Annotated in this window: 26 protein-coding genes and 1 pseudogene; 18 read left to right on the top strand and 9 right to left on the bottom strand. The window is 65.3% G+C overall.

What is annotated here, in order from left to right; genetic code table 11:
- The first annotated feature begins 101 nt into the window (after window positions 1–101).
- Entirely contained in the window at window positions 102–2,237 is a 2,136-nt protein-coding gene (gene scpA / locus JL101_RS14190) for a methylmalonyl-CoA mutase (RefSeq protein ID WP_203095767.1), read from the top strand.
- 113 nt (window positions 2,238–2,350) lie between these two features.
- On the top strand, window positions 2,351–2,710 hold the full coding sequence (locus JL101_RS14185) for a NifB/NifX family molybdenum-iron cluster-binding protein (protein WP_203095766.1): 360 nt from the start codon (window positions 2,351–2,353) through the stop codon (window positions 2,708–2,710).
- Window positions 2,711–2,720: 10 nt separating this feature from the next.
- Here JL101_RS14185 and JL101_RS14180 read toward each other — a convergent pair whose 3' ends face one another.
- Window positions 2,721–3,518 carry a PhyR family response regulator anti-anti-sigma factor gene (locus JL101_RS14180; RefSeq protein ID WP_228434832.1) on the bottom strand — a complete coding sequence of 266 codons (798 nt, stop codon included), beginning with the start codon at window positions 3,516–3,518 and terminating at the stop codon, window positions 2,721–2,723.
- A gap of 379 nt (window positions 3,519–3,897) precedes the next feature.
- Between JL101_RS14180 and JL101_RS14175 the strand changes: the two genes are divergently transcribed.
- The gene (locus tag JL101_RS14175) at window positions 3,898–4,587 is read left to right on the top strand and encodes a cytochrome b/b6 domain-containing protein (protein ID WP_203095764.1); all 690 of its coding nucleotides are present in this window, start codon (window positions 3,898–3,900) and stop codon (window positions 4,585–4,587) included.
- Between the two features lie 53 nt (window positions 4,588–4,640).
- Here JL101_RS14175 and JL101_RS14170 read toward each other — a convergent pair whose 3' ends face one another.
- On the bottom strand, window positions 4,641–5,096 hold the full coding sequence (locus tag JL101_RS14170; RefSeq protein WP_211111082.1) for a c-type cytochrome: 456 nt from the start codon (window positions 5,094–5,096) through the stop codon (window positions 4,641–4,643).
- A gap of 249 nt (window positions 5,097–5,345) precedes the next feature.
- On the opposite strand from JL101_RS14170, the gene JL101_RS14165 reads away from it, so the two are divergent.
- From JL101_RS14165 to JL101_RS14140, 6 genes are all read left to right on the top strand, one after another.
- Window positions 5,346–6,524 carry a glycosyltransferase family 4 protein gene (locus JL101_RS14165; protein ID WP_203095762.1) on the top strand — a complete coding sequence of 393 codons (1,179 nt, stop codon included), beginning with the start codon at window positions 5,346–5,348 and terminating at the stop codon, window positions 6,522–6,524.
- 233 nt (window positions 6,525–6,757) lie between these two features.
- Window positions 6,758–7,000 carry a DUF4170 domain-containing protein gene (locus JL101_RS14160; RefSeq protein WP_201070195.1) on the top strand — a complete coding sequence of 81 codons (243 nt, stop codon included), beginning with the start codon at window positions 6,758–6,760 and terminating at the stop codon, window positions 6,998–7,000.
- Window positions 7,001–7,550: 550 nt separating this feature from the next.
- Window positions 7,551–8,081 carry a hypothetical protein gene (locus tag JL101_RS14155; RefSeq protein ID WP_203095760.1) on the top strand — a complete coding sequence of 177 codons (531 nt, stop codon included), beginning with the start codon at window positions 7,551–7,553 and terminating at the stop codon, window positions 8,079–8,081.
- A gap of 64 nt (window positions 8,082–8,145) precedes the next feature.
- Window positions 8,146–9,831: an AMP-binding protein gene (locus tag JL101_RS14150; protein WP_203095758.1), complete on the top strand. Its 1,686-nt coding sequence runs from the start codon at window positions 8,146–8,148 to the stop codon at window positions 9,829–9,831.
- 147 nt (window positions 9,832–9,978) lie between these two features.
- Window positions 9,979–10,782, top strand: coding sequence for a response regulator (locus tag JL101_RS14145; RefSeq protein ID WP_203095756.1), 804 nt, complete (start codon window positions 9,979–9,981; stop codon window positions 10,780–10,782).
- The gene (locus tag JL101_RS14140) at window positions 10,779–12,380 is read left to right on the top strand and encodes a response regulator (RefSeq protein WP_203095754.1); all 1,602 of its coding nucleotides are present in this window, start codon (window positions 10,779–10,781) and stop codon (window positions 12,378–12,380) included. The genes JL101_RS14145 and JL101_RS14140 overlap by 4 nt, the downstream gene beginning before the upstream one ends.
- Before the next feature lie 60 nt (window positions 12,381–12,440).
- Here JL101_RS14140 and JL101_RS14135 read toward each other — a convergent pair whose 3' ends face one another.
- The gene (locus JL101_RS14135; RefSeq protein ID WP_228434831.1) at window positions 12,441–13,340 is read right to left on the bottom strand and encodes a ChbG/HpnK family deacetylase; all 900 of its coding nucleotides are present in this window, start codon (window positions 13,338–13,340) and stop codon (window positions 12,441–12,443) included.
- A gap of 169 nt (window positions 13,341–13,509) precedes the next feature.
- On the opposite strand from JL101_RS14135, the gene JL101_RS14130 reads away from it, so the two are divergent.
- Window positions 13,510–14,439 carry an exopolyphosphatase gene (locus tag JL101_RS14130; RefSeq protein WP_203095752.1) on the top strand — a complete coding sequence of 310 codons (930 nt, stop codon included), beginning with the start codon at window positions 13,510–13,512 and terminating at the stop codon, window positions 14,437–14,439.
- Between the two features lie 87 nt (window positions 14,440–14,526).
- Window positions 14,527–15,912, top strand: a complete 1,386-nt coding sequence (locus JL101_RS14125; RefSeq protein WP_203095750.1) for a sensor histidine kinase — start codon at window positions 14,527–14,529, stop codon at window positions 15,910–15,912.
- 69 nt (window positions 15,913–15,981) lie between these two features.
- Here the strand turns inward: JL101_RS14125 and JL101_RS14120 are convergent, their stop codons facing one another.
- Entirely contained in the window at window positions 15,982–16,641 is a 660-nt protein-coding gene (locus JL101_RS14120; protein WP_203095748.1) for a class I SAM-dependent methyltransferase, read from the bottom strand.
- A gap of 121 nt (window positions 16,642–16,762) precedes the next feature.
- Complete coding sequence (locus JL101_RS14115; RefSeq protein WP_203095746.1) at window positions 16,763–16,933, bottom strand: hypothetical protein; 171 nt, start codon at window positions 16,931–16,933, stop codon at window positions 16,763–16,765.
- A gap of 171 nt (window positions 16,934–17,104) precedes the next feature.
- On the opposite strand from JL101_RS14115, the gene JL101_RS14110 reads away from it, so the two are divergent.
- Complete coding sequence (locus tag JL101_RS14110) at window positions 17,105–17,296, top strand: hypothetical protein (protein WP_203095744.1); 192 nt, start codon at window positions 17,105–17,107, stop codon at window positions 17,294–17,296.
- A 58-nt stretch (window positions 17,297–17,354) separates the two neighbouring features.
- On the opposite strand, the gene JL101_RS14105 is transcribed toward JL101_RS14110, so the two are convergent.
- Genes JL101_RS14105 through JL101_RS14095 form a run of 3 tightly spaced genes read right to left on the bottom strand, consistent with a single transcriptional unit; the run spans window position 17,355 to window position 21,045 of the window.
- Window positions 17,355–18,377, bottom strand: a complete 1,023-nt coding sequence (locus JL101_RS14105; protein ID WP_203095742.1) for a threonine ammonia-lyase — start codon at window positions 18,375–18,377, stop codon at window positions 17,355–17,357.
- A 36-nt stretch (window positions 18,378–18,413) separates the two neighbouring features.
- Window positions 18,414–19,097, bottom strand: coding sequence for a haloacid dehalogenase type II (locus JL101_RS14100; RefSeq protein WP_203095740.1), 684 nt, complete (start codon window positions 19,095–19,097; stop codon window positions 18,414–18,416).
- A gap of 4 nt (window positions 19,098–19,101) precedes the next feature.
- Window positions 19,102–21,045, bottom strand: a complete 1,944-nt coding sequence (locus tag JL101_RS14095; RefSeq protein WP_203095738.1) for a lytic transglycosylase domain-containing protein — start codon at window positions 21,043–21,045, stop codon at window positions 19,102–19,104.
- A gap of 102 nt (window positions 21,046–21,147) precedes the next feature.
- On the opposite strand from JL101_RS14095, the gene dapA reads away from it, so the two are divergent.
- From dapA to JL101_RS14080, 3 genes are all read left to right on the top strand, one after another.
- A complete protein-coding gene (gene dapA, locus JL101_RS14090) occupies window positions 21,148–22,023 on the top strand; it encodes a 4-hydroxy-tetrahydrodipicolinate synthase (RefSeq protein WP_201070159.1) in 876 nt (291 codons plus the stop codon).
- Between the two features lie 63 nt (window positions 22,024–22,086).
- Window positions 22,087–22,575, top strand: a complete 489-nt coding sequence (gene smpB / locus JL101_RS14085) for an SsrA-binding protein SmpB (RefSeq protein WP_201070157.1) — start codon at window positions 22,087–22,089, stop codon at window positions 22,573–22,575.
- A 58-nt stretch (window positions 22,576–22,633) separates the two neighbouring features.
- Complete coding sequence (locus JL101_RS14080) at window positions 22,634–23,803, top strand: zinc-dependent alcohol dehydrogenase (protein ID WP_203095736.1); 1,170 nt, start codon at window positions 22,634–22,636, stop codon at window positions 23,801–23,803.
- A 106-nt stretch (window positions 23,804–23,909) separates the two neighbouring features.
- Here JL101_RS14080 and JL101_RS14075 read toward each other — a convergent pair whose 3' ends face one another.
- Window positions 23,910–24,494 carry a LabA-like NYN domain-containing protein gene (locus JL101_RS14075; protein WP_158048089.1) on the bottom strand — a complete coding sequence of 195 codons (585 nt, stop codon included), beginning with the start codon at window positions 24,492–24,494 and terminating at the stop codon, window positions 23,910–23,912.
- A 160-nt stretch (window positions 24,495–24,654) separates the two neighbouring features.
- On the opposite strand from JL101_RS14075, the pseudogene folK reads away from it, so the two are divergent.
- The 3 genes and pseudogenes from folK to rpoZ form a co-directional block, all read left to right on the top strand.
- Window positions 24,655–25,002 (top strand): annotated as a pseudogene (gene folK, locus JL101_RS14070) (2-amino-4-hydroxy-6-hydroxymethyldihydropteridine diphosphokinase); the annotation flags it as partial.
- 12 nt (window positions 25,003–25,014) lie between these two features.
- A complete protein-coding gene (locus tag JL101_RS36785) occupies window positions 25,015–25,149 on the top strand; it encodes a hypothetical protein (protein WP_323374746.1) in 135 nt (44 codons plus the stop codon).
- Window positions 25,150–25,224: 75 nt separating this feature from the next.
- A complete protein-coding gene (gene rpoZ, locus JL101_RS14065) occupies window positions 25,225–25,689 on the top strand; it encodes a DNA-directed RNA polymerase subunit omega (protein WP_203095733.1) in 465 nt (154 codons plus the stop codon).
- Window positions 25,690–25,718 lie beyond the last annotated feature (29 nt).

Here is a 25,718-nt window from a genome sequence, read left to right as displayed (position 1 = left end):
GCTGCGGCACGTGACCGCATGGCCCACCGCCTGTTCTGATACGATACCGTTCCGAAGACACCGTCGAACAAGACGCTTAGCCCGCCCCGGAGGATTGTCCCATGGTCGATTTCCCCAAGAAGACGCTGGCCGACTGGACCGCGCTCGCCACCAAGGACACCGGCGGCGCCTCGCCCGACACGCTGGTCTGGGACACGCCGGAAGGCATCCCGGTCAAGCCGCTCTATACCGCCGACGACCTCGCCGGGCTGGAGCTGGAAACCTTGCCGGGCTTCGCGCCGTTCACGCGCGGGCCGCGCGCGACAATGTATTCGCACCGGCCCTGGACGATCCGCCAGTATGCAGGCTTCTCCACCGCGGAAGAGAGCAACAAGTTCTACAAGCAGAACCTCGCGGCTGGACAGATGGGGCTGTCCGTCGCCTTCGACCTGGCGACCCACCGGGGCTATGACAGCGACCATCCGCGCGTGGTCGGCGACGTCGGCAAGGCCGGGGTGGCGATCGACAGCGTCGAGGACATGAAGATCCTGTTCGCCGACATCCCGCTGGACAAGATGACAGTCTCGATGACCATGAACGGCGCGGTGCTGCCGGTCCTGGCGGGATACATCGTCGCGGCGGAGGAGCAGGGCGTCAGCCAGGACAAGCTGGCCGGGACCATCCAGAACGACATCCTCAAGGAGTTCATGGTCCGCAACACCTACATCTACCCGCCCGCGCCCAGCATGCGGATCGTCGCCGACATCATCGAGTACACGGCGCTGAACATGCCGCGTTTCAACTCGATCTCGATCAGCGGCTACCACATGCAGGAGGCCGGGGCGACCGCGGTGCAGGAGCTGGCTTTCACCCTGGCCGACGGGCTGGAATATGTCCGCGCGGCCAAGTCCAAGGGGCTGAAGGTCGACCAGTTCGCGCCGCGCCTGTCGTTCTTCTTCGCCATCGGCATGAACTTCTTCATGGAGATCGCGAAGCTGCGGGCCGCCCGCCTGCTGTGGGCCCGGCTGATGCAGAAGAATTTCGAGCCCAAGGATGCGCGCTCGCTGGCGCTGCGCACCCACTGCCAGACTTCCGGCGTGTCGCTGACCGAGCAGGACCCCTACAACAACATCATCCGCACCACGGTGGAGGCCATGGCCGCCGTGCTGGGCGGCACCCAGTCGCTGCACACCAACGCCTATGACGAGGCGCTGGGCCTGCCCACGCCGTTCTCCGCCCGGATCGCGCGCAACACGCAGCTGATCATCGCGGAGGAGACCGGCATTCCCCACGTGGTCGATCCGCTCGGCGGCTCCTATTATATCGAGGCGCTGACCAATTCGCTGGCGTCCCATGCCCAGGCCCTGATCGACGAGGTCGAGGGGCTGGGCGGCATGACTCGAGCGGTCGAGAGCGGCATGCCCAAGCTGAAGATCGAGGAGGCCGCCGCCAAGCGCCAGGCCCGCATCGACCGGGCGGAGGAAGTGGTCGTCGGCGTCAACAAGTACCGCGTCGCCAACCCCGAAAAGGTCGACGTGCTGGACATCGACAACACCGTGGTCCGCGAGCAGCAGGTCGCCCGGCTCCAGCGGATCCGGGCCAGCCGCGACGAGGCGGCGTGGCGGGCCTCGCTCGACGCGCTGACCCAGGCGGCGAAGGACGGCAGCGGCAACCTGCTCGACCTCGCGGTCAAGGCCACCCGGGCGCGGGCGACCGTCGGCGAGATCTCCGACGCGCTCGAATCCGTCTTCACCCGGCACCGGGCGGTGATCCGCTCTGTCAGCGGCGTCTACGGCGCCGCCTACGAGGGCGACGAGGGCTTCGCCACGATCCAGCAGGAGGTCAAGGCCTTCGCCGAGGAGGAGGGGCGGCGTCCCCGCATGCTGGTGGTCAAGATGGGCCAGGACGGACACGACCGCGGCGCCAAGGTAATCGCCACAGCCTTCGCCGACATCGGCTTCGACGTCGATGTCGGGCCGTTGTTCCAGACCCCGGACGAGGCGGCCCGGCAGGCGGTGGAGAACGACGTGCACGTCATCGGCGTGTCCAGCCAGGCAGCCGGCCACAAGACGCTGGTCCCGGCGCTGGTCGAGGAACTGAAGAAGGCCGGATCGGACGACATCATCGTGGTCTGCGGCGGCGTCATCCCGCCGCAGGATTATGATTTCCTGCTGAAGTCCGGTGTCGCCGCGATCTACGGTCCGGGGACCAACATTCCGAAAGCGGCCCACGAGATCCTCGGAATGATCCGTCAGTAAGCCGGCCTCTGCGGCAAATCGACATGCAGGCCGGTGGTTGCGGCACTTCAATGATGCCGGGCCGCCGGCCGTCGCATGTTCGGGGACAGTCGTCGTATCAGGAGTTCCCGAGCATGCGCTTCGCCCTTACCAGCCTCGATCTGGAGACCATCACTCCCCATGCCGGCCGGTGCCGGAGCTTCCTCGTCTACGAGGGCGAGGCGGGAACGGAGCCGGTCAAGGTCAAGGATCTGTTCCTGGCGGAAGACCAGATCTTCCACGTGTTCGAGGGCGAAGGTGCGCACCCGCTGGACGAGGTCACCGTCGTCATCACGGGGAATGCCCGGGAGAAGTTCATCCGGAAATGCGCGAACCGGGGTATCCAGGCCGTCCTGACGTCGGAGACCGACCCGGTCGCCGCGGTGAAAGGATACTTCGCAGGCACATTGTCGGCCCCGGCGCCGCTGCCGGAACGGTGCGATCACGATCACTGACGGAGTGAGGCTATCCGACCGATCGGCCGGCCAGGGTCGACTTGGCGTCGCCCGGGCGCGGCGTGAACACCGCCTGGGTGATCGCCCGCTCGATCTGCTCGCGGGTGAAGGGCTTCTTGATGACCGGTCCCAGGTAGTCGAGGCCCCGCTGCTTGAGTTCCTCGGCGAAAGCCGTGACGAAGATGATCGGCAGCGCCCGCGATTCCCGCAGGGCCTGGGCCGTGGTGATGCCGCTCCCGCCATGCGCCAGACGCAGGTCCATCAGCGCCAGGCTGGGCTGGTTGGCAGCGGCGGTCGCCAGCGCCTCTTCCATCGTTGCAGCCGTGCCGCAGACCTTGTGGCCCATGGCCAGAACGGTTTCGGTCAGGTCGTAGGCGATGATCGCGTCGTCCTCTACGATCAGGATGTTCGCGACCAACTGCTCGCGCATGGCGTTTTGCGCCCTGCCGAGAGCCTCCCGCACCTGCTCCACCGGCACCCCGATCACCTCCGCCGCCTGCGTCGTCGACAACTCTTCCAGGCTGACCAGCAGGAAGACGCGGCGCTCGAGTTCCGGAAGGCTGCTCAGCGCCGCCTCGATCGGGTGCCCAGGCTCCGGCGCCTCGGACAATGCGGGTTCGGTATCGAACAGATCGTTGAGCAGCGCGTAAAGCCGGCGCCGCGTCACCGTTTCCTCGTCGCCTTCCAGGTGGTAGCGCTCGGGGTCGGCCAGCGCGGCTTCCACCGCACGCGTAACCAGATCGTCGCCGCGCGACGTGGAGCCGGTGAGCGCGCGCCCGTAGCGTCGCATGTACGGCAACTGAGCCATCAGTCTCCGGGCTTGCGCTTCCATATATCCTCCGCAGGTCCCCTTCCGTTCCTTGAAGGGATGGTGTCTGTTTATCCCGCGCGCGGAACGAATTCAAGCCGACTGCGCAAGTGTAGTCCCCGGCCTCATTTTTGAGCGAGCATAAAGAGTAGTGCGGCAAACGATGTTGTCTGCTGCGCGAAAGGTTAAGTCTTTCGGGATAGTGCCCGCCGTTGCATTGCCGACAGAGGCGATTGGCCGCTGTTGTTCTTCCTTTGCGGGATTTCGATCGGCCCTATGATCGCCCCGATAACCGCGCGGCCGGCGAATGCCACCGCCGGCCGTCAACCATTCGCGCCGCATCATCAACGGACCTACCGTAGCATGCCAGGGAGTCATCATGAAGGAGTATGATAAGAGCGCCCGGGCGCGTTCCGTGGCCGTCTGGGACCTGCCGGTCCGGCTGTTTCATTGGCTTCTGGTGGCGGCGGTCGGCACCTCCTGGGCAAGCGGCGAACTCGGCTGGATGCGTGTTCATTTCGTCAGCGGCTATTTCATACTGTCGCTGTTGCTGTTCCGTCTGGCCTGGGGCTTCGTCGGCAGCAGGTCCGCCCGGTTCAGCGATTTCCTGAAGGGGCCGGCGGCGGCCTTCGAGCATCTGCGCGAGCTGCGGTCATCCGGCACGCACCCCCGCCCTGTTCTCGGACACAACCCCTTGGGCGGATGGATGGTCGCGGCGCTTCTCCTGGTCCTGACGGTGCAGGCGGGGAGCGGCCTTTTCACCAGCGACGACATCCTGGTCGACGGGCCGCTGGTCCCCCATGCCGGAATTGCCGTGGTGAAACTGCTCAGCACGGTCCACCGTCTGGCATTCAACCTGATCCTGGCGATGATCGCGGTACACGTCGCCGTCATCGCGGGATATCTGCTCCTTCGCGGGGAAAATCTCGTCCGGCCGATGCTGACGGGACGCAAGATCGTCCCGGACGGAATCACCGTGGACCCGCCAAGTCAAGCGGGGCTGCTGCCGGCCGCCCTGATCGCCGCTCTGGCCGTGGCGCTGGTCGCGACGCTGGTGACGGTCGCCTGACCGGCCAGCGTCGCGAGGCAGCCCCCCGGCGGCGGTCCGGTCGGGACTAGGGGCTATTCCGCCCGGTATGCGTCGTGGCAAGCCTTGCAGGTGCCGCCGACCGCACCGAACTGTTTCTGAACCGCCGCCTTCTCTCCGGATGCGATCACCTGGACGAGCTTGGCGCTTTCCGTCTCGAACGCCTGGGCCTTCGCGGTGAAGTCGGCGGGGCTGGTCCAGATCGCCGGCTTGGCCTTCGTGTCGCCCTTGTCGGACCCGGCCGGGAACAGCCCGGGCACCTGCTTGGCGAAGGAGGCGAGGGACTGCGCGGGGGCGGCGGCGCCTCCCAGGTCGGCACCATCCTCCAGGATCTTCTTGATGGCTCCCATCGCCTTCTTGTTGCCGTCGAAGCCTTCCTTGCGGACCTTCACCGGATCGTCGGCGGCTTGGACGCCGGCGGACAGGATAGCGGTCCCGACCAGGAGCGCACCGACGATGGCCGCAACGGCGGCAATGCTGCTCTTCCGCATGATTGATATACCTCGCAATGGGTTTTATTGATTTCAGCGCGGAGAGTCGAAGGACGCGGAACGGTTGTCAAGGTCGTGCCCATGGACTGCCGTTGCGAGCAGTGTGCCGGTGGCTCGAAAGTGTTCGTTCCAGTCCCGGAACCATGCCCCAGAGCGGTGGGTTATCCCATCGCGATGCAGGACCTGTTGCTTCTCACTCCCCACATTCCGCACCCGGAGCAATCCGGTGCCTCGCCACGCGCCTGGCGTATGCTGCGGTATCTTTCGGGACGTTATCGGGTCCATCTCGGCTGCTTCGCGGACGACTCGATCGATCGGCGGCAGGAGGGTTTCGTCCGCCAGTTCTGCCACAGCGTCTTCTTTGCCCGCGGTTGCCCACCGGCAGCCAAGGGACCGGGCCCGGCAGGCCTGTTCGGGTTCAACCGGCCCTTGCGGCCGGGCAGGGATGCCGGGCTGTCGATCTGGGTAGAGCGGATCTGGAGCGAGCGCCGTCCGACCCGCGTCCTGGCGCTCTGTGCCGCCATGGCGCCATACGCCCTGATGCGTCCGGACCTGCCGGCGCGGCGCGTCCTCGACCGTTCGGATATCGACGGCAACCCCTGGGGAGGGGAGTCGGCGACGGAGCAGTGGCGGCCCGCCCAGGGGATCTGGCGCTGGCTCCGGACCCGGGAACTGCGCGCGATGCTGCTGCTGGACCAGCACCGCCTTGCCTCCTGGGATGCCAGCCTTCTGAACTCGGCACCCGCGGTCGCCAAGCTCCGACGGCTGTTGCCCGAGGTCGCCGGCCGGATCCATCATGTTCCCGACGGCATCGACACCGTCCGCTTCTCGCCCAACGATGGCCGCTACCCGCCGCCGCTGCCGTTCGGCGGCCGCTCGATCCTGATGGCCTGTGCGCTGGATGGGCCGGCCGATGTCGATGCCGCGAAGTGGTTCGCCGTCGAGGTGCTGCCCCGCGTACGCGCCGCGGCGCCCGATTGCCGGCTGATCCTGGCTACCCGGGATCTCGGCTCCGGGTTTCCACCGCCCACGGCTTGCCCCGGCGTCACCCTTGCGACCGGTGTCCGCGACATGCGCCCCTGGCTCGCCCACGCCGCCGTCGTGGTCGCCCCCTTCAGCCTGCCCAATCCCCGTCCGGTGCTGGAGGCGATGGCGATGGGACGGCCGGTCGTGGCGACGCCGGGCGCGCTCGGCGCCTTCCGTGACCAGATCGAGCAGGACCTCTGGCTTGCCGCGGAGCCAGCGGACGTCGCCCAGGCCGTGCTTGCCGCCCTGTACCCGCCGCTGGGGACGGCGGTCGGGCGCGCCGCCCGCGCCCGGGTCCAGGCATACCATTCCTGGGAAGCGGGGCTGGCGCGGCTGGACGCGGTCCTCGAGGGGCGTGCCATGCCCTGTGTCGAGCGGACCCGTCCGATGACCATGGGATGAAACAGGTGCAGCCCCTCTCCCGAGGAAAGCGCAGCTTCAGCGGCATCTCGCCGCAGCTCCATCGTATGGCCGCCGCGGGATTCGTATAGCTCGGGCATCACGGGTTCAGCCATGCTATAGCGCGGCCAGCGGGCGGTCATCGGGCGCCATGGCGGCTCTGCCGGCGGATTCGCGGCCGTTGGCGGACCACTGGACCGGACCGCCCTCCCGATCTGAGTAGAAGGAGGCTCTCGGTGCCCAACAAGCAACTGCTTCACCTGGTTTTCGGCGGACAGCTGGTCAGCCCGGACTCGACCGAGTTCGTCGATCCGAACAAGCTTCACATCGTCGGCATCTTTCCGAACTACGCCGAGGCCTACAAGGCTTGGCGCGGTGCCGCAGCGGCCACCATCGACGACGCGCACATGCGCTATTTCATCGTCCACATGCACCGGTTCCTGGATCCCGCGACCGATGGGGACGGGCACGGCCACTGACCGGCGGATCGGGGGCAGCTCCGACGGCAAGCCTGCAAGGGATGCCGGGAGCGGCGGTGTCGTTAACCAAACTGCAAGGGATTGCGGAATAAGGTTAATGAGCCCTAGCTGAGGGTGAGGCAAGTGTTCCCGACCTAGGGTGCGGCCGTCAGGCATCTGGCGACGCACCCTTTCTTTTCCTGCCGGACACCGAGTCTGCTCGTGTTCTGCAAGCCGAAGAGACCGAAATGCCCTTCATCCTGAAACGGTTCGAGGCTGAAGAATTCTTCGGAACTTGGCAGGCAAAGGCGTGTTCCCAGTGCAATGGTGTGATTCCTCCCTGAACCGCCAGCCACTGCGAAGCCGCCACGCGGGTCCTATGCCCGCGGGCGGCTCTTTTCGTCGTTCCTCTGTCATTCCGGCTAGCAAATCCCACCGGTTTGCCGATGGTTTCTGGTAGTGTCCATGGGATATCATTGCGATCGCGCCGGGTTTAGTACCGTCGCGTACCTGTCAAGGTTGATGTATCTTTGGGCTTTTGCAGTATTTCTTTGTCAAGCCGGATTTGCCTATGTCTGAAGAAGAAATCGACGCCCAGATTCTCCAGGGCATTCCGGAACACGAGCTTCACGACTTCGTGGCATGGCGCGACCGCGTCCGCGACGCGAACATCTCCGGCAAGACCCTGCTTGCCACGGATTACCTGAACCATTTCAACGAGATCGTCATGCTGATCGAAATGGTTCCGGATATGCCCGACATGGTCGAGGACTGCCGGGCCTGGCATCCCAAGTCCTATCAGCAGCATTTCCGTGACAGCGGCTTCTCCGAGAAGGAACTGGCGATCGAGGCCTACGACCATGTTCCGAACAAGTTCCGCTCCCCGTTCGAGGCGACGATCGCGCAGATGGATGCGGTGATCCTGTTCACGCTCGGCCGAATGGAGGCGGCGATCGCCGCCGACGATTCCGACCGGCTGCGCTTCGATTGCTCGACCTCCGTCGAAATGCTTCACAAGATCATGCAGGTGGCGAACGGCATCATCCATGGCACCACCCACGTGATGCAGCAGACGGAAATCGACGACTATATGGGCAGATAGCCAGCGGCAACCGGCGCTCCGGGGTCCGGTTGCCGACCGCCATCCCTGCATGGTACGACCAGTCATGTCCCAGACGAGCGGCAGAGGCGATTCGCCCACTCCCGATGCCGGACGCGGCAACGCCGGCCGGTTCGACGCGTTCGCGCGCGACCGGCTGCCGCCGCGGAACCAGTGGCCGGAATTACTCTTCGACCAGCCCAGATACCGCTTCGAGGGTCCGCTCAACATCGCCGTCGAACTGGTGGACCGCCATGTGCGCGAGGGGCGCGGTTCCCGGCCATGCCTGATCGAAGCTGAGTCGGGACGGGTGACCACCTATGCCGAACTGGCTGACCGGATCGATCGCATCGCCTCGGTGCTTACCGGCGGCTTCGGCCTCGTTGCCGGCAACCGCGTCCTGCTGCGCGCTCCGAATTCGCCGATGCTGGTCGCCTGCTGGCTGGCGGTCGCGAAAGCCGGTGGAGTCGTCGTTCCGACGATGCCTCTGTTGCGCAGCCGCGAGCTCGGCGTGATCTGCGCCAAGGCCGAAGCCCGGCTGGCGCTGTGCGACGATCGGCTACTGCCGGAGTTGGCCGCCCTGGATGCCGCGACGGGCGCCGGGCCGGTGGTGCTGCCGTTCGGCGAGCTGACGGAACGGATGGCGGAGCAGCCGCCCGGATTCGAGGCCTTCGCGACCGACGCCGGCGATGTCTGCCTGATCGCCTTCACGTCCGGAACCACAGGGAGCCCCAAGGCCGTCGTCCATTTCCAGCGCGACCTGATGGCCGTCACGGAAGGGCTGCCGCGCGAGATCCTGAATGCCGGACCCGATGACGTGTTCTGCGCCGGGTCCTCCCTGGCTTTCACATACGGCCTCGGTGCGGCGGTCCTGTTTCCGCTGAGGCTCGGGGCCGTCAGTGTCCTGGTCGAGACAGCGACGCCCGAGGCGCTGCTCGACGCGATGGCCGAACACGGCGTCTCCCTGATCTTCTCGGTTCCGACCGGCTATCGCGCCATGGCCGACCTGGGGCGCGGACGGGCATTTCCCACCTTGCGCGCCTGTATCTCGGCAGCAGAGGCGCTGCCCCGCCGGACCTTCGATGCCTGGTTCGAAGCAACCGGCCTGCCCATCATCGATACTATCGGCTCAACCGAGATGCTGCATACCTTCATGGCAAACCCGCCCGATGCGCTGCGCCCCGGCGCAACGGGCAAGCCCCTGTCGGGATATCAGGCCATGGTCGTGGACGAGACTTTCCGTCCGCTTCCGGCCGGGCGGGTGGGGCGCTTGGCGATCCGTGGCCCGGTGGGCTGTCGCTACCTGGACGATCCCCGCCAAGCCGAATACGTGCAGCATGGCTGGAACCTGCCGGGAGATGCCTTCCTGGTCGATGACGACGGCTATTTCTGGTACCGGGGCCGCACCGACGACATGATCGTTTCCTCCGGATACAATATTTCCGGCATCGAGGTCGAGGAGGTGCTGCTGGAGCATCACGCCGTGCGCGAGTGCGCGGTGGTCGCTTCTCCCGACGATCGGCGAGGGACCGTCCCCAAGGCCTTCGTCGTTCCATCCGACGGCGTGCGGGGCGGCCCCGAACTGGCAGCGGAACTTCAGGCCTTCGTGAGAAAACATCTCGCCCGCTACAAATACCCGCGCGCGGTCGAGTTCATGACCGCCCTGCCACGAACTGAAACGGGCAAGATCCAGCGTTTCAAGCTGCGTGACCTGGAACTGGAGCGCGCAGCGGAGAGAACCTGCCTTCTATAGGTTCGTTCCATTATCATTACGTGTCCACGGATTGGTAACTTCCCGTCAAGAATGATTGGGTAGGGTGCATGCTGAGCGATGCCGCAGTGTCGGTTATGGGGTGTCGCGCGCTAGTTCCATGAGTCGCCCCGAGCCCATTGCGCACCTATGCCCATCGTCGTCGTCGTGGACGATCGCCGCATCAATTTGAAGATCCTTTCAAAGCTGGCCGGATCGCTGGCCGCTGACATCATCGTCCACGCCTTTGCCGATCCGGTGGAGGCCCTGGACTGGACCGCATCCAACTGTCCGGACCTTTGCATCACCGATTTCAAGATGCCGGTCCTGGACGGCGCCGCCTTCATCCGCCGTTTCCGGGCTCAGCCGGATCGCACCCATGTGCCCGTCGTCGTCGTCACCGCCTTCGACGATGCCAGGCTGCGCCGCCAGGCGCTGGAAGCAGGGGCGGACGACTTTCTCCTGGGGCCGGTCGACCCGCTGGAATTCCGCGCCAGGGTGCGGACTCTGCTGACGTTGAGACGCCAGCACCTGCTCCTACGTGGCCAGGGAGTGCGCGCAACCGTGGCTCGTTGTCGCGACCTCGTCGAAGTACTGGACACAGTGCCGGCCATGGTCTCCGCTACTGGGCCGGATGGAAGGTACCAGTATGTCAACCGTACCTATGCGGCGGCACTGGGAGTTACTGCGGAACGGGCGGTCGGGCGATCCCCTGCGGATCTGCTGCCGCGCGACGGCGGAGCGCGTGCCATGGCGCTGGATCGGCGCGTGGCCGCCCGAGGCGAACCGATGACGCCGTTCGAGGAGGAGGTCGAGATGCCCGACGGCGTGTGCCGCACCCTGGTTACGCTTAAGACACCCGTGCGTGACCGGGCCGGCACCATCGTGCGGATCGTCACCGTGTCGATGGACGTGACCGCCTGTGCCCGCACCGGCGATGGAGAAAAGGCATGACCGGGCAGATCCCGGACCAGACCATCGGCCCCGATGGCGAACTCGACCTGCCTGCGCCTCCTCCGGGCCGGGTCCGGGGCCTGGTGATTTCATTCGGCTCCGCCGTGCTGGGTTTGTCCGCGGCCCTGGCGTTCCACGCCCTTTCCGGCGTCGAGTCCCTGCTGATGCCGATCCTGACGGTCGCGTTGCTGGCGGCGGGACCGGTCGGGACCGGATGGATCGCATGGCGGCGCGCCCTGCGCGATGCGTGGCGGGAGATCATGTTCCGGTGCGTCGACGAGGTCGTCCTGGCGATCCTGCGCATCGTGGGACTCACCGTCATGATGCTTTACGCCGCCGGCGTCATGGCGGTTTCGCCGGTTCCGGAGGTCGAGCGGCTGGAAGCCGCGATGCTGATCCTCCAGGCCGGTTCTCTCGGCGGCTGGATCATCCTGATCGATCTGCTTCGACGCAGGCAGGCCTGTCGGAGGCGCCGCATCTGCGCCGCCTGTGCCGACCTTGTCTGCGTGACCGCGCTGCTGTGCCTGGGCGGTCCGCCGATGCAGGTCTGGATGTTCTGCTACCTGGGGATCGCGCTCGCCAGCGGCCTCGGCGATGGCAGGGCCGGCCTGATCCTGGCGTCGGCCGGCGGCGTCGCCGGGCTGTCCGTGGTGGCGGCCTTCACCGGCGTGCTGTCCGAGACGCCGTTCCTGATCGTCGGAGTCGCGGTGGGGCTTTTGCTGCTGCCTGCCCAGTCGGCCTTTATCGCCGGCTCCTTCCTCGGTCGGACCATCGGCCCCCCGAGAAGGCGGTTCAGGATCCTTCTCGCCGAGAACAGCCGGTTCGGCCTGCGGAGCCTTCGCCGACTGCTCGAACGTGCCGGGCATACCCTGCTGATCGCCGAGGACGGAAACACGGCGCTCGACCTGCTGCACAAGGGTGGCCTCGACGTGATGCTGCTCGACCTCCAACTGCGGGACCCCAATGCCCTCGACCTCGTCCGCATGTACCGCTTCATGCGGTCGGAGGATGCGCATCTGCCGATCGTAGGGCTGGTCCCCGGGCTGACCGATCCGGCCCGCAAGCGCTGCATCGCAGCCGGAATGAACGAGGTGCTTCCAGTACCGGTCGAGGAGTTCCGGCTGCTCGAAGCGGTCGATCGTCTCGGCGCGGCATCGTTGAGTGCCCGCGAGGCCTTGGAGACCGGCGTGGTCGCGTCGATTTCGGCCCATCCCCGGTTTTCCACCGTCGCGGAGCCCTGCATCGACGAGGATGCGCTGGACGCGCTCCAGTCGCTGGACCCCGACAATGGCTTTCTGGAGGACGTCATCTCCGTTTTCCTCACCGATGGTGCCGAATTGATCGATGCGATGGTCAAGGCATTGAACGAAGGGGACGTGGTCAGCTTCCGGGAGCACGCCGATTCCCTGGGCAGCAGCTCCACCCACATAGGGGCGATTCGCCTGGTCAAGCTTCTGGCCCGATGTCGCGACATGCCGACGCGTGGATTTCGGGAAGAAGGCAACCAGAAAATGCTGCAGATCCAGGATGAGTTCAGGCGGGTTCGGACCGCATTGCAGAGCCATGTCTGGACCCTGCATCACAGCAACTTCAACTGACCGGCGTTCCCTTTTACCAGAAGACCCCTTGATGCCATTGCCGCCGAGTCCAAGCGGATCCTACTCCCGGAACCTGCTCAGACGCAGGTTCCGCTTGCTCAACAGAGCGGGCAATCCGTGCCCGCCCAGCCACTCGTACTCGACCCGGCGCTGCTCGACCACCGGATCGACCGCTCTCAAGGCATCATCAGGAATGCCGGGGTGACACATCACCAGCGCGATGCCTGCCCGAGGTGCTGGCAAATCCTCGACGAAGCGGTCCATCATCGTACCGAAGGGTACGGGTCTGGAGAATTCATAAACTCCCCGAAAGCTTTTGTTGGTGGCAATCGTATGCTTGCGCGCAAGTTTCCGCAAGCCTCCAGATAACATTGAAACGAAAAAGGTTTTAGGGATCGCTATGCCTCGCGCGGCGATAGATGAGGCGCTGTCGTGGCACGATCTTAAGTATGGTTCGCGCACCAAATGCTTCTTCTCCTTCAGCCGTCCGGTCAAGGCGCGGATCACGGCTTCCCGAATGGTGGGGAGCTGATGGACGTGTTGATGGCCGTCGACGAAGGCCGGCGACCGGCCCAGCGCGGATTCGAAGGCGTCGATCTGGCGGTTCAGTTCGGCATCCACCTCGCCGGCATCCAGGCGGCCGCTGTAGGCCAGCCGCATCAGCGCGCCGAGAGAGGGCAGCCGGCCCCCGGGGGCGGTGCGGGGCATGGCGCCGATCGGCTGCTGGTCCGTAAGGGTCAGGTGCAGCCCCACGTCCACCTGGTCGACATAGGGGGTCAGCCAAGTCGCGTGATCCTTCCAGAACGGGGTCACGGTCATGCAACCGGTAGCGGACAGCCTGCCGCGGTCGATCAGATCGCGGATCGCAGAGCTGACCCCCGGGGACAAACCGTAGTCGTCGGCGCAAAGCACGAAAGGCACTGGGGGCCGCGTCGGGGATCTGGAGGAAATGGCGGTCACGGTGTCGGCTGATCCGTACGGAGGGTAAGGCCACGCGGCCAGCGATAGAAGCAAAGCCGCCCGGGGATTGCAACGTGATCGGGGAAGGGCAGGACCGGCCACGCCTTGACCGTGCCGGCGGAAGTGATAATAAGGGCTAACTCCATAGGATTTGACGGGTGGGTGCAGGATGGACGGACGGAAGTTCCGGTTGGTCACCAGAAGCGACTTCGATGGTCTCGTCTGCGCCGTCCTCCTTCGTGAACTGGGCATGATCGAGGACATCAAGTTCGTCCATCCCAAGGACATGCAGGACGGGGTGATCTCCATCGGTCCCCTGGACATCACGACCAACCTTCCGTACGTGGCCGGCGTCCATCTGGCGTTCGACCACCATCTCAGCGAGACCAGGCGCGTCGGCCAGCATCCCAACCATGTCATCGACCCCAAGGCGCCCTCGGCGGCCCGCGTGGTCTACGATCACTACGGCGGGGCAGGGAGGTTCACCGGGATCTCCGAGGAGATGATGACGGCGGTCGACCAAGCCGATTCGGCCGACTACGGGATCGACGACATCCTGCGCCCGACCGGCTGGACCCTGCTGAACTTCCTGATGGATCCGAGGACGGGACTCGGAAGGTTCCGGGATTTCCGGATCTCCAACTACCAACTCATGATGGAACTGATCGACCGTTGCCGGGACCACGGCATCGACGGCATCCTGGCGCTGCCCGACGTCGCCGAACGGGTCGAACTCTACTTTGCCCAGGAGGAGCTTTTCAGGCAGCAGGTCGCCCGCATCGCGGCGGTTCACCAGGATCTCGTCGTCCTGGACCTGCGGTCGGAGGAGACCATCCATGCGGGGAACCGCTTCATGGTCTACGCGCTCTATCCCGATTGCCGGATCTCCATGCATGTCCTCTGGGGCGTGAAGCAGCAGAACACCGTTTTTGCGGTGGGCAAGTCGATCCTCGACCGCACGTCGCCGGTCGTCGTCGGCCCGCTCATGCTCGAATTTGGCGGCGGCGGTCATGCGGCGGCCGGAACCTGCCAAGTGACCAACGACCGTGCGGAAATCGTCAAACGGGAGCTGATAGAACGACTTTCCACCTTTAAATGAAACAAATTTCCGACACTTAGTAAATTATCAACCTGTCGGGCGCAGGATTGGCAGGTCCCATTGTGAAGCTTGAAGGACGGCACTTCGATGGAGACGGTTCCTGTCGGCCCTCTTGGATGTACCGTCCGCCGCGCAGCGCTCCATGGGGTCCTGATCCTCTGCGTTTCCGTCGGGGCGACGCTCGGCCTGGCGGCCCTGGGCGTGCTCGATGCCTTCGCGGCCGCGCTCATCACCATCCTGACCGCGATCGCGACGGCGGCCATGGCATTACAGTTCCGGCTGCGGCGGCAGATGAGCCGGGCAGCAGCCCCGGCGACGACCGCTCCGGAACCGGGCCTGCCGGCTGACGATATCTATGTCTCCATCGTCGCAGCCATGCCGGAACTGATCCTGATCAGCCGCAACGGGCGGGTGGACTACATCAACGGCAGCGGAATCCGCATGGTGGGCGCAGCATCGGCCGATATACTGCTCGCCCGCCCGGTGCTGGATCTCGTGGACGGCGTCACGTCGCAGGAGATCCGGGATCGTATCGAAGCCGCGCTTCTCGTCGGGGAGCAGATCGCCCCCTGCGAGATCTGGCTCGCCCGTTTCGACGGCACCCCGGTGTGCGTCGAGGCATGCGGTGTGCCGATAGGCGGCCAACTGGATCCCCTGGTCCTGCTGATCGCCCGGGACATCTCCGATCAGCGGCGGGCCGAGGCGGCCTTGCGCCAGGCAAAGGAGCAGGCGGAACTCGCGAACCGTACCAGGAGCCAGTTCCTGGCGAACATGAGCCACGAACTGCGCACGCCCCTGAACGCGATCATCGGATTCTCCGAGATCATAGCCGACGAGGCTTTCGGCCCGACCGGACAGCCGCTCTACACCGAATATGCGCGCGATATCCGCGACGGGGGGCGTCATCTCCTGAGGGTGATCAACGACATCCTGGACTATTCCAAGGTCGAGGACGGGAAGATGGAGCTCTACGAGGACATCGGCGATATCGCGGAGATCCTCGCGGCGTCCATCAGGGTCGTCATCGGCCGGGCGGAGAGCGCCGACGTCCGGGTCACGCTGGAGATCCAGGAGAACCTGCCCCACGTCCTGGTGGACGCCATGAAGCTGAAGCAAGTCTTGCTGAACCTGCTGTCCAACGCGGTCAAGTTCACGGCGCGCGGAGGCAGCGTCACGGTCTCCGCCGCTGCGGCGCCCGATGGCGGTCTGGACATCGCCGTCGCCGATACGGGGATCGGGATGACGAAAGCCGAAATCGACATGGCGCTGGAGCCGTTCACCCAGATCGAATCCAGCCTGAGCCGGAGATACGAGGGGACTGGACTGGGTCTGCCGATCACGAACTCGCTGGTCGAGCTGCATGGCGGGCGCCTGCTGATCGCCAGCACCCCCGGTGTCGGCACGCGCGTGACGGTCCACTTGCCGGTTTCCAGGATTCTCCGGCAGGCGGCTCCGTCCCTGGCCGAGCGATGACCATGCGCTTTACGGGCGATCGGCACGATCGTCCCGAAAGCAGAAGCCGACAAGTGAATGCCGCAGGTATCACCCGCGCCGCAGGGCCGCGAACTCCCGCTGGGACACGTCTTCGCCCTGCTTCCCTTCCGGGCTCAGGACCAGCAACTTCACGACGTCCCCCATGACGAAGTCGTTCCTCACCGGGGCCAGCCGGGCTTCCGGAAGATAGGATTCGTACTGCGCGGTGTAGCGTGCCGCGAAGGCGAAGTTCAGCCAGGGAGAGACGACGCGCATCATCAGGCGGACCGGCGCCTTCTTCGACATCGTGTAGTCCAGGATGCGGATCGTTCCGGTCGGCTTGCAGATGCGGTGCATCTCTCGCAGCACCGGGAGCTGGAGCTCCTCCGGCAGGACGCAGAACACGAAGGTCGCCGCGATGACGTCGAAATGGTCGTCAGGAAACCTGGTCCTGGTGAGATCCATTTCCAGGAATTCGGCGCTGACGCCTTCCTTGGCTGCGCGCTTCCTGGCCCTGACCAGCATGCCGGGACTGTTGTCGACGCCGATGACCCGCGCGTTCCTGGGATAGAAGGGAATGTTGCATCCCGTACCGGCACCGGCATCCAGTATCAGCCCGCCGGCGTCGCGGAATACATCATTGCGCAGCCGCCGCTTCCAGGAAACTTCGTAGGCTTTGTCCAGCACGTCGTAAAGAGGAGCAATCCGCTCGTACTTTTCGTAACTCACCGCCCATCACCCTTCGCTGGAGATCGTCTCAACGGATCGGGTGCGGATACTCGGTGCTGGAACATAAGGCAAATGAACCTTTTAATACCGTCCGGCCCTGCTGAAGTACCGGAGGCCCAGCTCAGCCTTTCCCCCCGAGGATCAGAACATAGCGCCCGTCGCGCGTCATGGGTGGCAGCCGTCGGGTGGTCTTCCCCTGCTGGTCCTCGTGGCGCATGGCCATGACCTCCTCGAGCTTTCGCAGCGGTCGCAGCAGATAGGGGCTGACATTCGTGCTCTTGGTATCGTCCATGACGCAAATCGCCTGCCGGAAAGCCGTTCTGGTTCGAAGAATATGGACGTTCGCCCGGCAGGACGGGAGAGCGATTAGGTCTGTAAGCATACGTACTGACGGTTTAGCCATCCGGGAATTGGATCGGAATCGATCTCTCATCCGTTGGTGCTCCCGGATGGAGGAAATGCAATGAAAATCATCGAACGCCGCCCCGGCGGCTATCTGGTTGACTGCGGTTGCGCCCACGGGGGTCCGTTCGTTCAGCGTCGTCCGGCGCTGGCGGCCGAATGCCCGAAATGCGGCAGGACCGGAATGATGGCCGACCTGGTGACGACCTGGGTCATCGCCAACGACCGCGAGCGGATCGAAGCCGCGGACTGACCTCCCGGATCAGGACCGTGGCAAGGGGCGGGAGACCGATGGTCCCCGCCCTGCATCCTCAGCCGGCAGCGCCATGGGCGGCAGCCAGGGCCCTTTCATAGACGAGCGGGTCGACATTGCCGCCGGAGCAAACGACCGCGACCGTCTTGCCCGACGCGGATATCCTGCCGGCCAGCACCGCCGCCAGAGCCACTGCGCCCCCAGGTTCGACGACCAGCTTGAAATGGTCCCGCGCCACCGCCATCGCGCGGCAGACCTCGGCATCGGTGACGGCGATCCCTCCCGCCAGATGCGCCGCATTGACCGCAAAGGTCAACTCCCCCGGCTGGGCAGCCAGAAGCGCATCGCAGAACGACGCGGCGCCCGGATCGTTGGAGAGGCGCCTGCCGGCCGCCAGCGACCGCCGCGTATCGTCGAATCCCTCCGGCTCGACGGCATGGACCGCAGCTTCCGGCAGCCTTCCGGCCAAGGCCAGCGCGATTCCGCCGATCATTCCGCCGCCTCCGCAGGGCGCCAGCACCATGTCGGGCCGCGCGCCGACAGTTGCCGCCTGGTCGGCCAGCTCCAGGCCGATCGTGCCCTGGCCGGCCATGACATGGAGATCGTCGTACGGCCGGACCAGCGTGGCGCCCGTCTCCGCCGAGATTCGCGCACCGATCGCTTCCCTGTCCTCGGTCCAGCGGTCGTACAGAACGATCTGCGCGCCCCAGGCCCTGGTGTTTGCGACCTTGATCGCGGGCGCATCCGATGGCATCACGATGGTCGCCGCGATACCGAGCAACCTGGCCGCGGCGGCCACGCCCTGGGCATGATTGCCGGACGAGAAGGCCACCACGCCCCGCAAGCGTTCCGCTTCGGGGATCAGGCTGATGCGATTGAAAGCGCCCCGGAACTTGAAACTGCCGGTGCGCTGAAGCACCTCGGCCTTGACCAGCAGCCTGCATCCCAAGGCATCGTTCAGGAGCGGGGATTCCAGCAGCGGCGTGACGACGGCGCGCCCGGCCAGCCGCTCGGCGGCGGCAACGACGTCGGAATAACCGGGCAGGTGGCCGACATCGGGGGGCGGGGATGCGGAAGACATAGGCGAACCCTTGGTGACGGAAGACGGCGGGATTGTTCAGGTATTCCTGCGGGCGACAAGGCCGGGCAGGGATTCCAGGCCGCGCATCACGAGCTTCGGGGTTCCGGGAAGCCGGTCACCCGTCTGGCCGAGCCGGTTCAGCCATACGGTCCGAAAGCCGAAATACGCGGCCCCGGCGACATCCCACCCGTTCGACGACACGAAGCAGATCTGCTCGCGAGCCAGCCCAAGCCTGTCGCAGGCGAGCTGATAGACCGACGGGTGCGGCTTGTAAATGCCGACCTCCTCGACCGAGAGGACGGCATCAAGGTCGTCCGCGATCCCGGCGCTCGCGACACCCGCAGCCAGCATGCCGGGCGTTCCGTTCGACAGAATGGCGGTCCTCAATCCGGCCCGCCGCAGGTCCGTCAGGACCGGGGCCACGTCCGGATAGCAGTCGAGCGACAGGTACCGCTCCATCAGCCGGTGCTTCAGCCCTTCGTCCTGGATCCCGGCGGCGTCCAGCGCGTAGTCCAACGCATCGCCCGTGACCTGCCAGAAGTCCCGATGCTCTCCCATCAGGCTCAGCAGCCAGGTGTATTCGAGTTGTCGGGTACGCCAGACGGCGCCGACCTGGTCGGCCTTGTCTCCCAGCTCTCCCGCCAAGTGTCCGGTCGCCGACCGGACGTCCAGCAGGGTTCCGTAGGCGTCGAAGACGCAGGCCGAAATGCCGGTCAGCATGGTTTCACCGTCTCAGATCCTCCTCCAGCAGCAGCTTCGCCGTGCCGCCGTTCATGCGGGCGCGATAGACGTGGAGAGCTTCCATCACCCGCTGGACATAGTTGCGCGTCTCGTAGATCGGAATCAACTCGATCCAGTCGACCACGTCCACGCCTTCCGCCCGTGGATCGCCATTGGTCTGGAGCCATTCGCGGACCCGGCCGGGCCCGGCGTTGTACCCCGCGATGGCGAGGATGTAGGAGCCGTTGAAGCGGTCCAGCAACTCCCTCATGTAGGCGCTGCCCAGGGCGATGTTGTACTCCGGGTCGGCCGTCAGCCGGCCGTTGGTGTGCTCCATGCCCAACTGGCTCGCGACCTGCTTGGCGGTCGCGGGCATCAGCTGCATCAGGCCCCGGGCGCCCGCAGAGCTGATCGCGTTCTGGTTGAAGGTACTTTCCTGCCGGATCAGGGAATGGACCAGCGCGGGTTCCAGCCAACCGAGCTGCGGCATGGCGACGACGGGATAACCGGCATCGGCCAGCGTGATGTCGTCCTGTACCGCCTGCTTGGCGACGGCCACCGCCAGGTCGGCACGGCCGATTTCGCGCGCCAGCCCGGCGACCAGGGCGTACTCCTCCGCCGTCTTGGCGTTCGACCCCATCCGTCGGACGAAGATCCCCTCCCGGTCGGCGACCGGATCGATTCGGTTCAACATCCGGGCCAGCCTCGGCAATTCCCGCCGTCCGAACGCCGCGACCGCTTCCGCGGATGGCCGCGCTTCCGCGGGCAGGGCGCCGGCGGACGGTGCGCGCAGGCGTTGCTGTGCAAGCTGACCGTAGAAGGTCGTCACGTGCTGGGCCGCCAGTCCGTACCATCCGCGCGCCGCGTCCGGCTGCTTCATCGCCTCGGCGGCGCGCCCGGCCCAGTAACCACCTCGCGCCCGGCTGATCGGCGCGCTGACGCCGGCGTACAGCCGCTCGAAATGTTTCAGCGCCTGCTGCGGCCTGTCGAGGAAGCGCAGCGCCAGCCACCCCGACAGGAACTCGGCTTCCGCGAGCGGAAGTCCGTCCGCCTGCCCGTGGCTGGAGGCGATGCGGTAGGCCTCGGCGTAGGCACCGCGCTCGATCGACCGGCGGGCCAGGATGTGCATCTCGGTCCACCACGCCGCCGGCCGCCCCAGTTCGGCCGGCTTGTCCAACAGGATCTCCAGCGCGCCGGCATCCAGGTCCTTCCGCCGCCGCCAGCGTGCGCGCTCGTAGAGCAGCCCGGGATCGTTGCGCAGGCTGGGCGGCACCTTGTTGATCAGGGCGTCGACATTGCCCCGTTTCATGCCGGCCAGGTGGAACCGGGCTTCGGCAAGCGCCTGATACCCGCTGCCGACCAGGGGGAGCATGCGGCGGGCGGCCGACTCCTCGTTGTCCCACATCAGCCTTTCGAACCGGGCCAGATGGTCCCTGGGACGCAGCAGGTCCCCGAAGCGCGAGCGGAAATCCTGCTCCTCGGTCAGGCCGAAGCCGCCGGCCACCCAGCGCTCGCGCACCAGTTCGGCGGCCTGCGCGGTCTTGCCGTCGTTCAGCAGCACCGTGGCATAACGCAAGGTGCCGCCACCGGTCAGCGGCGGATGGGTCTCGAACCAGGCCTTCACGTCGGCGGCCGGCATCCAGAGCGGCATCGCCAGTTCGGCGTTCCTGCGCAGGGTGTTCAGGTTCGGCCATTCCGGGTTGCCGCTGATGAAGGCGGCGATGGAGTCGAAGCTTGCGTCGGTTCCGGGCCGCGCCATGTCGAGCCACTGGATGGCCTTTGCCGGCAGCGGCTCCCCGGCCTGGGAGGCCAGGGCCTTCGCCTCGTCCCAGCGGCCGCTCTCCGCGGCCCTGAAGGCGGTGCGGTAGAGGGACAGGTCGCGTTCGTCCAATTCGGCGGCCGCCGCCCCGGGCATCCAGGCACCGGCCGCGACGGACAAGGCCAGCATCAGGCCGACTACCAGCGCATGGGCGGGGCGGGCGCACTTGCCGTACCAGCCCGCTACGGCTAATGTGCCGGCCTTATTTCTTGTGCCGGTACGGAGGTCGGTATGTTTTCGGGGTCCATCGTCGCGCTCTTGACGCCTTTCAAGAACGGGAAAGTCGACGAGAAAGCCTTCCAGTCCTTCGTCGATTGGCAGATTGGCCAGGGCACCAACGGGCTGGTTCCGGTCGGGACGACCGGGGAGTCCCCGACCCTCAGCCATGAGGAGCACATGCGCGTCGTCGAGCTGTGCATCGAGGCGGCCGCCGGCCGGGTGCCGGTCATCGCCGGCGCCGGCTCCAACTCGACCGCGGAGGCGATCGCCTTCACGCGTCACGCCAAGAAGGCGGGCGCGGAGGCCGTGCTTACCGTCACGCCCTATTACAACAAGCCCACGCAGGAAGGTCTGTATCAGCATTACAAGGCGATCCACGATGCTGTAGAAATTCCGATCATCATTTACAACATACCGGGTCGCAGCGTGATCGACATGACGGTCGCCACTATGGCACGTCTCGCGAAGCTTCCCAATATCGTCGGGGTCAAGGATGCCACGGCCGACTTGACCAGACCGTTAAGAACCCGCGTCGAAATCGGGCCTGAATTCTGCCAGCTCAGCGGCGAGGATGCCACGGTCGTCGGTTACCTCGCGCAGGGCGGGCATGGGTGCATCTCGGTGACCGCCAACGTCGCTCCCGCCCAGTGCAGCCAGCTTCATGCCGCCTGGGCCGCGAACGACAGGCCGACGGTCGAGCGGCTGCGCGACCAGCTGATGCCGCTCCACCACGCCCTGTTCCTGGAGACCAGCCCGGCGCCGGTCAAGTACGCGGCCAGCCTGCTCGGCCTCTGCTCCGAGGAGGTCAGGCTGCCGGTGGTTCCGGTGACGGACGCGACGCGGACCGCGGTGCGCGAGGCGATGGTGAAGGCGGGCGTGCTCAACTGAGCATGCCCGGCGGTACGCCATAAGACAACCTGCGTGGCAGGAAGAAGAAAGTAGAGGAATAACATGGCTCAGCCGGGGCCCGTCTCGGGCCGGATTGCGGCTCAGAACCGCCGTGCCCGGTTCGATTACTTCATCGATGAAACGCTCGAGGCGGGGATCATGCTGGTCGGCACGGAGGTGAAATCCCTCCGGGCCGGCAAAGCCAGCATCAACGAATCCTATGCGGGCGAGCAGAACGGCGCCTTGTATCTGGTCAACGCCTACATCCCGGAGTACCAGCTCGCCGGCCAGTATTATCAGCACGAGACCAAGAGGCCGCGCAAACTGCTGGTCCACAAGCGGGAGATGAACCGCTTGATGGGCGCCATCAAGCGCGAAGGAGTCACGATCGTCCCGCTGTCGATCTATTTCAACGCGCGGGGCATCGCCAAGGTCGAGCTTGGGGTCGCACGCGGCAAGAAGAAGGTGGACAAACGCGCCTCGGAGAAGGAGCGCGACTGGCAGCGGGACAAGGCTCGCGTGATGCGCAGCAAGGGGAAGGACGTGGATTAAGGAACCATACCAGCCGAACCCGGTTGGAGCCTCCGACGGAAAGACAAAGGAGACTCCGATGCGCGCACTGGTCTGGCATGGCAAGGAAGATGTCCGGGTCGACACCGTGCCCGATCCCAAGATCCTGAATCCCAGGGACGCGGTGGTCAAGATCACGTCGACGGCGATCTGCGGCTCGGACCTGCACCTGTACGGCGGCTACATTCCCTCGCTGAAATCCGGCGACATCCTGGGCCACGAGTTCATGGGCGAGGTGGTCGAGGTCGGCAAGGAGCCGGGACGGCTGAAGGTCGGAGACCGTGTCGTCATTCCGTTCACCATAGCTTGCGGGCATTGCTACTTCTGCGACCACGACCTCTGGTCGTTGTGCGACAACTCCAATCCCAATGCGGAGATGACGTCGAAGGTCATGGGGCAGTCGCCGTCGGGGCTGTTCGGCTACACCCACCTGTTCGGCGGCTATGCCGGCGGTCAGGCCGAGTATGTCCGCGTCCCTTACGCCGACGTCGGGCCTTACAAGGTCCCCGACGGTTTCAGCGACGATCAGGTCCTGTTCCTGACCGACATCTTTCCGACCGGCTACATGGCGGCCGAGAACGCCGATATCGAGCCCGGCGACACGGTCGCGGTGTGGGGCTGCGGGCCGGTCGCGCAGTTCGCGATCCGCAGCGCTTATCTCCTCGGGGCGGAGCGGGTGATCGCGATCGACCGGGTGCCGGAGCGACTCGCCATGGCGCGCGATGGCCGGGCGATCACGATCAATTTCGACGAGGAGGACGTTCACGACCGCCTGATGGAACTGACCGGCGGGCGCGGTCCGGACAGCTGCATCGATGCCGTCGGCATGGAGGCCCATGGAGGCGGAAGCGTCGACGCGGTCTACGACCGGGTCAAGTTCGCCGCCTTCATGACCACCGACCGGGCCCATGCGCTGCGTCAGGCGATCATGGCGTGCCGCAAGGGCGGTACGGTGTCGCTGGCCGGCGTCTATGGCGGCGTGGTGGACAAGATCCCCATGGGGGCTGCCTTCAACAAGTCGCTGAAATTCAAGATGGGGCAGACCCACGTCCACAGGTACCTGCCGCGCCTGATGAAGCACATCCAGGACGGCGACCTGGACCCCAGCTTCGTGATCACCCACAAGCTGCCGCTGGATCAGGCGCCCGAAGGCTACCGGATCTTCCGGGAGAAGAAGGACAACTGCATCAAGGTCGTCCTGAAGCCCTGAGCGATTCCGGCTGAAGGATGATTCGCCTGGAAAACGAAAAGCCGGACCGGGAAATCCATCCCGGTCCGGCTTTTCGTTCCTGCGACATCGGAAGATCGGCAGGTGGTCAGGCGGTCTCGTAGAGATTGCTGTGCGGATCGTTTGACGGCGGATCGCGATGCTGGTGGACGCGGGCGATCGACGGCGACAGATCCTGGAGTTCGATGAAGTTGTCCGCCTGCCGGCGCAGTTCGTCGGCGACCATGGGCGGCTGGCTGCGAACCGTGCTGATCACCGACACCCGCACTCCCTTCCGCTGCACCGCATCGACCAGCCGCCGGAAATCGCCGTCGCCGGAAAACAGCAGGATATGGTCGACATGCTCGGCCATCTCCATCACGTCGATGGCCAGTTCGATGTCCATGTTGCCCTTGATCTTGCGGCGGCCGGACGCGTCCGTGAATTCCTTTGTGGGCTTTGTTACCATGGTGTAACCATTGTAATCGAGCCAGTCCACCAGCGGCCGGATCGGGGAGTATTCCTGATCCTCGACTAGCGCCGTATAGTAAAATGCCCGGACAAGGCGACCTTTGGATGCGAACAGATCAAGGAGGCGTTTGTAATCGATATCAAAGCCGAGCGCTCTCGCTGCAGCATATAAATTTGCACCGTCTATGAACATTGCGATGCGTTCTTCTTGATAGAAAATCATCTGATTACCTTTTTGACTATAATGGTTGTCACGCACCGGCCAATTTCTTGTCCCGCTCCGGTCGCCAAGCAGGAGGGTCTTTAATGCCGCATTGGCCACGATGTAGAGATAGGGCAATGTTTCCAAGCAGACAAGAGGTTCCCTGGAGGTCACGAGAAAAGTGATTTTCATCGCATTAGGATCAAACCTTTCCAGTGATGTGTATGGCTCGCCCCAAGACATATGCGAAGCTGCGATAGGTGCGCTGCAAGACCGCGGAATCTCTGTGGTCGCCCGCTCGCGCTGGTTCAGGACGGCACCAGTTCCAGTGTCAGATCAACCCTGGTTTGTTAACGGAGTCGCCGCGGTATCTACAGGGCTGAACCCTGCCGGCCTCTTGTCAGTACTGCATGAAGTCGAGGCGGAATTCGGGCGGACCCGCACAATTGGCAATGAAGCGCGTGTCCTTGACCTGGACCTGATCGCGTATGACGAACTTGTAACAGACGGCGCGACGCCTCCGACGCTCCCGCATCCCCGGATGCACGAGCGGGCCTTCGTCCTGCTCCCGCTCTCCGACATCGCGCCGGACTGGAGGCATCCGGCCACGGGAGCCGCCCTGTCGGACCTGATCGAGGCGCTTCCCGCCGACCAGCGGGCCGAACCGAAGGCATGAGATGTGTCGCGCTTGCTTCGGTCATGCCCAAACCGTATATAGAAAAGCTTGGCATATTGTTGGAGTTTGCCCCTTATGGCACGCGTAACCGTTGAAGATTGCGTCATCAAGATCCCAAATCGTTTCGAACTGGTCATGATGGCCGCCCAGCGGGCGCGGGATGTCGCCACGGGTGCTCCGCTGTCGATCGACCGCGACAACGACAAGAATCCGGTCGTGGCGCTGCGCGAGATCGCTGACGAAACCATCGGCCTGGACGAGTTGCGCAACGCGCTGATCCGCGGCCACCAGAAGGTGGTCGAGGCCGACGAGCCCGAAGACGATATCGTCGAGCTGATGGCCGGCGAGCAGGCCTGGGCCCAGCAGATGACCGTGGGTGACGACGACCTGGGCGGCGACGACATGGGCGCCGACGGCGACGTGGAGGAGGGCGATGATGTCCTCGCCGACATGGAGCAGGAGCCGGGCATCGACATCGACAGCGAGGAAGGCCAACTCGTCGACCGCGACGTCGACGATGTCGGCAAGGCCTACGAGTAAGGGGCCGGCCGGAAATTCGCGTGTCGGAT

The organism is Skermanella rosea (assembly GCF_016806835.2).
GTDB classification, from domain to species: domain Bacteria; phylum Pseudomonadota; class Alphaproteobacteria; order Azospirillales; family Azospirillaceae; genus Skermanella; species Skermanella rosea.
This window is presented reverse-complemented; position numbering and strand designations above follow the sequence as displayed.

Excerpts from the sequence above, each read along its gene's own strand:
- scpA (WP_203095767.1), top strand. The coding sequence starts at position 102 with ATGGTCGATTTCCCCAAGAAGACGCTGGCCGACTGGACCGCGCTCGCC.
- JL101_RS14185 (WP_203095766.1), top strand. The coding sequence starts at position 2,351 with ATGCGCTTCGCCCTTACCAGCCTCGATCTGGAGACCATCACTCCCCAT.
- JL101_RS14180 (WP_228434832.1), bottom strand. The coding sequence starts at position 3,518 with ATGGCTCAGTTGCCGTACATGCGACGCTACGGGCGCGCGCTCACCGGC.
- JL101_RS14175 (WP_203095764.1), top strand. The coding sequence starts at position 3,898 with ATGAAGGAGTATGATAAGAGCGCCCGGGCGCGTTCCGTGGCCGTCTGG.
- JL101_RS14170 (WP_211111082.1), bottom strand. The coding sequence starts at position 5,096 with ATGCGGAAGAGCAGCATTGCCGCCGTTGCGGCCATCGTCGGTGCGCTC.
- JL101_RS14165 (WP_203095762.1), top strand. The coding sequence starts at position 5,346 with ATGCTGCGGTATCTTTCGGGACGTTATCGGGTCCATCTCGGCTGCTTC.
- JL101_RS14155 (WP_203095760.1), top strand. The coding sequence starts at position 7,551 with ATGTCTGAAGAAGAAATCGACGCCCAGATTCTCCAGGGCATTCCGGAA.
- JL101_RS14150 (WP_203095758.1), top strand. The coding sequence starts at position 8,146 with ATGTCCCAGACGAGCGGCAGAGGCGATTCGCCCACTCCCGATGCCGGA.
- JL101_RS14145 (WP_203095756.1), top strand. The coding sequence starts at position 9,979 with ATGCCCATCGTCGTCGTCGTGGACGATCGCCGCATCAATTTGAAGATC.
- JL101_RS14140 (WP_203095754.1), top strand. The coding sequence starts at position 10,779 with ATGACCGGGCAGATCCCGGACCAGACCATCGGCCCCGATGGCGAACTC.
- JL101_RS14130 (WP_203095752.1), top strand. The coding sequence starts at position 13,510 with ATGGACGGACGGAAGTTCCGGTTGGTCACCAGAAGCGACTTCGATGGT.
- JL101_RS14125 (WP_203095750.1), top strand. The coding sequence starts at position 14,527 with ATGGAGACGGTTCCTGTCGGCCCTCTTGGATGTACCGTCCGCCGCGCA.
- JL101_RS14115 (WP_203095746.1), bottom strand. The coding sequence starts at position 16,933 with ATGGACGATACCAAGAGCACGAATGTCAGCCCCTATCTGCTGCGACCG.
- JL101_RS14110 (WP_203095744.1), top strand. The coding sequence starts at position 17,105 with ATGAAAATCATCGAACGCCGCCCCGGCGGCTATCTGGTTGACTGCGGT.
- JL101_RS14105 (WP_203095742.1), bottom strand. The coding sequence starts at position 18,377 with ATGTCTTCCGCATCCCCGCCCCCCGATGTCGGCCACCTGCCCGGTTAT.
- JL101_RS14100 (WP_203095740.1), bottom strand. The coding sequence starts at position 19,097 with ATGCTGACCGGCATTTCGGCCTGCGTCTTCGACGCCTACGGAACCCTG.
- JL101_RS14095 (WP_203095738.1), bottom strand. The coding sequence starts at position 21,045 with ATGCTGGCCTTGTCCGTCGCGGCCGGTGCCTGGATGCCCGGGGCGGCG.
- dapA (WP_201070159.1), top strand. The coding sequence starts at position 21,148 with ATGTTTTCGGGGTCCATCGTCGCGCTCTTGACGCCTTTCAAGAACGGG.
- smpB (WP_201070157.1), top strand. The coding sequence starts at position 22,087 with ATGGCTCAGCCGGGGCCCGTCTCGGGCCGGATTGCGGCTCAGAACCGC.
- JL101_RS14080 (WP_203095736.1), top strand. The coding sequence starts at position 22,634 with ATGCGCGCACTGGTCTGGCATGGCAAGGAAGATGTCCGGGTCGACACC.
- JL101_RS14075 (WP_158048089.1), bottom strand. The coding sequence starts at position 24,494 with ATGATTTTCTATCAAGAAGAACGCATCGCAATGTTCATAGACGGTGCA.
- JL101_RS36785 (WP_323374746.1), top strand. The coding sequence starts at position 25,015 with ATGCACGAGCGGGCCTTCGTCCTGCTCCCGCTCTCCGACATCGCGCCG.
- rpoZ (WP_203095733.1), top strand. The coding sequence starts at position 25,225 with ATGGCACGCGTAACCGTTGAAGATTGCGTCATCAAGATCCCAAATCGT.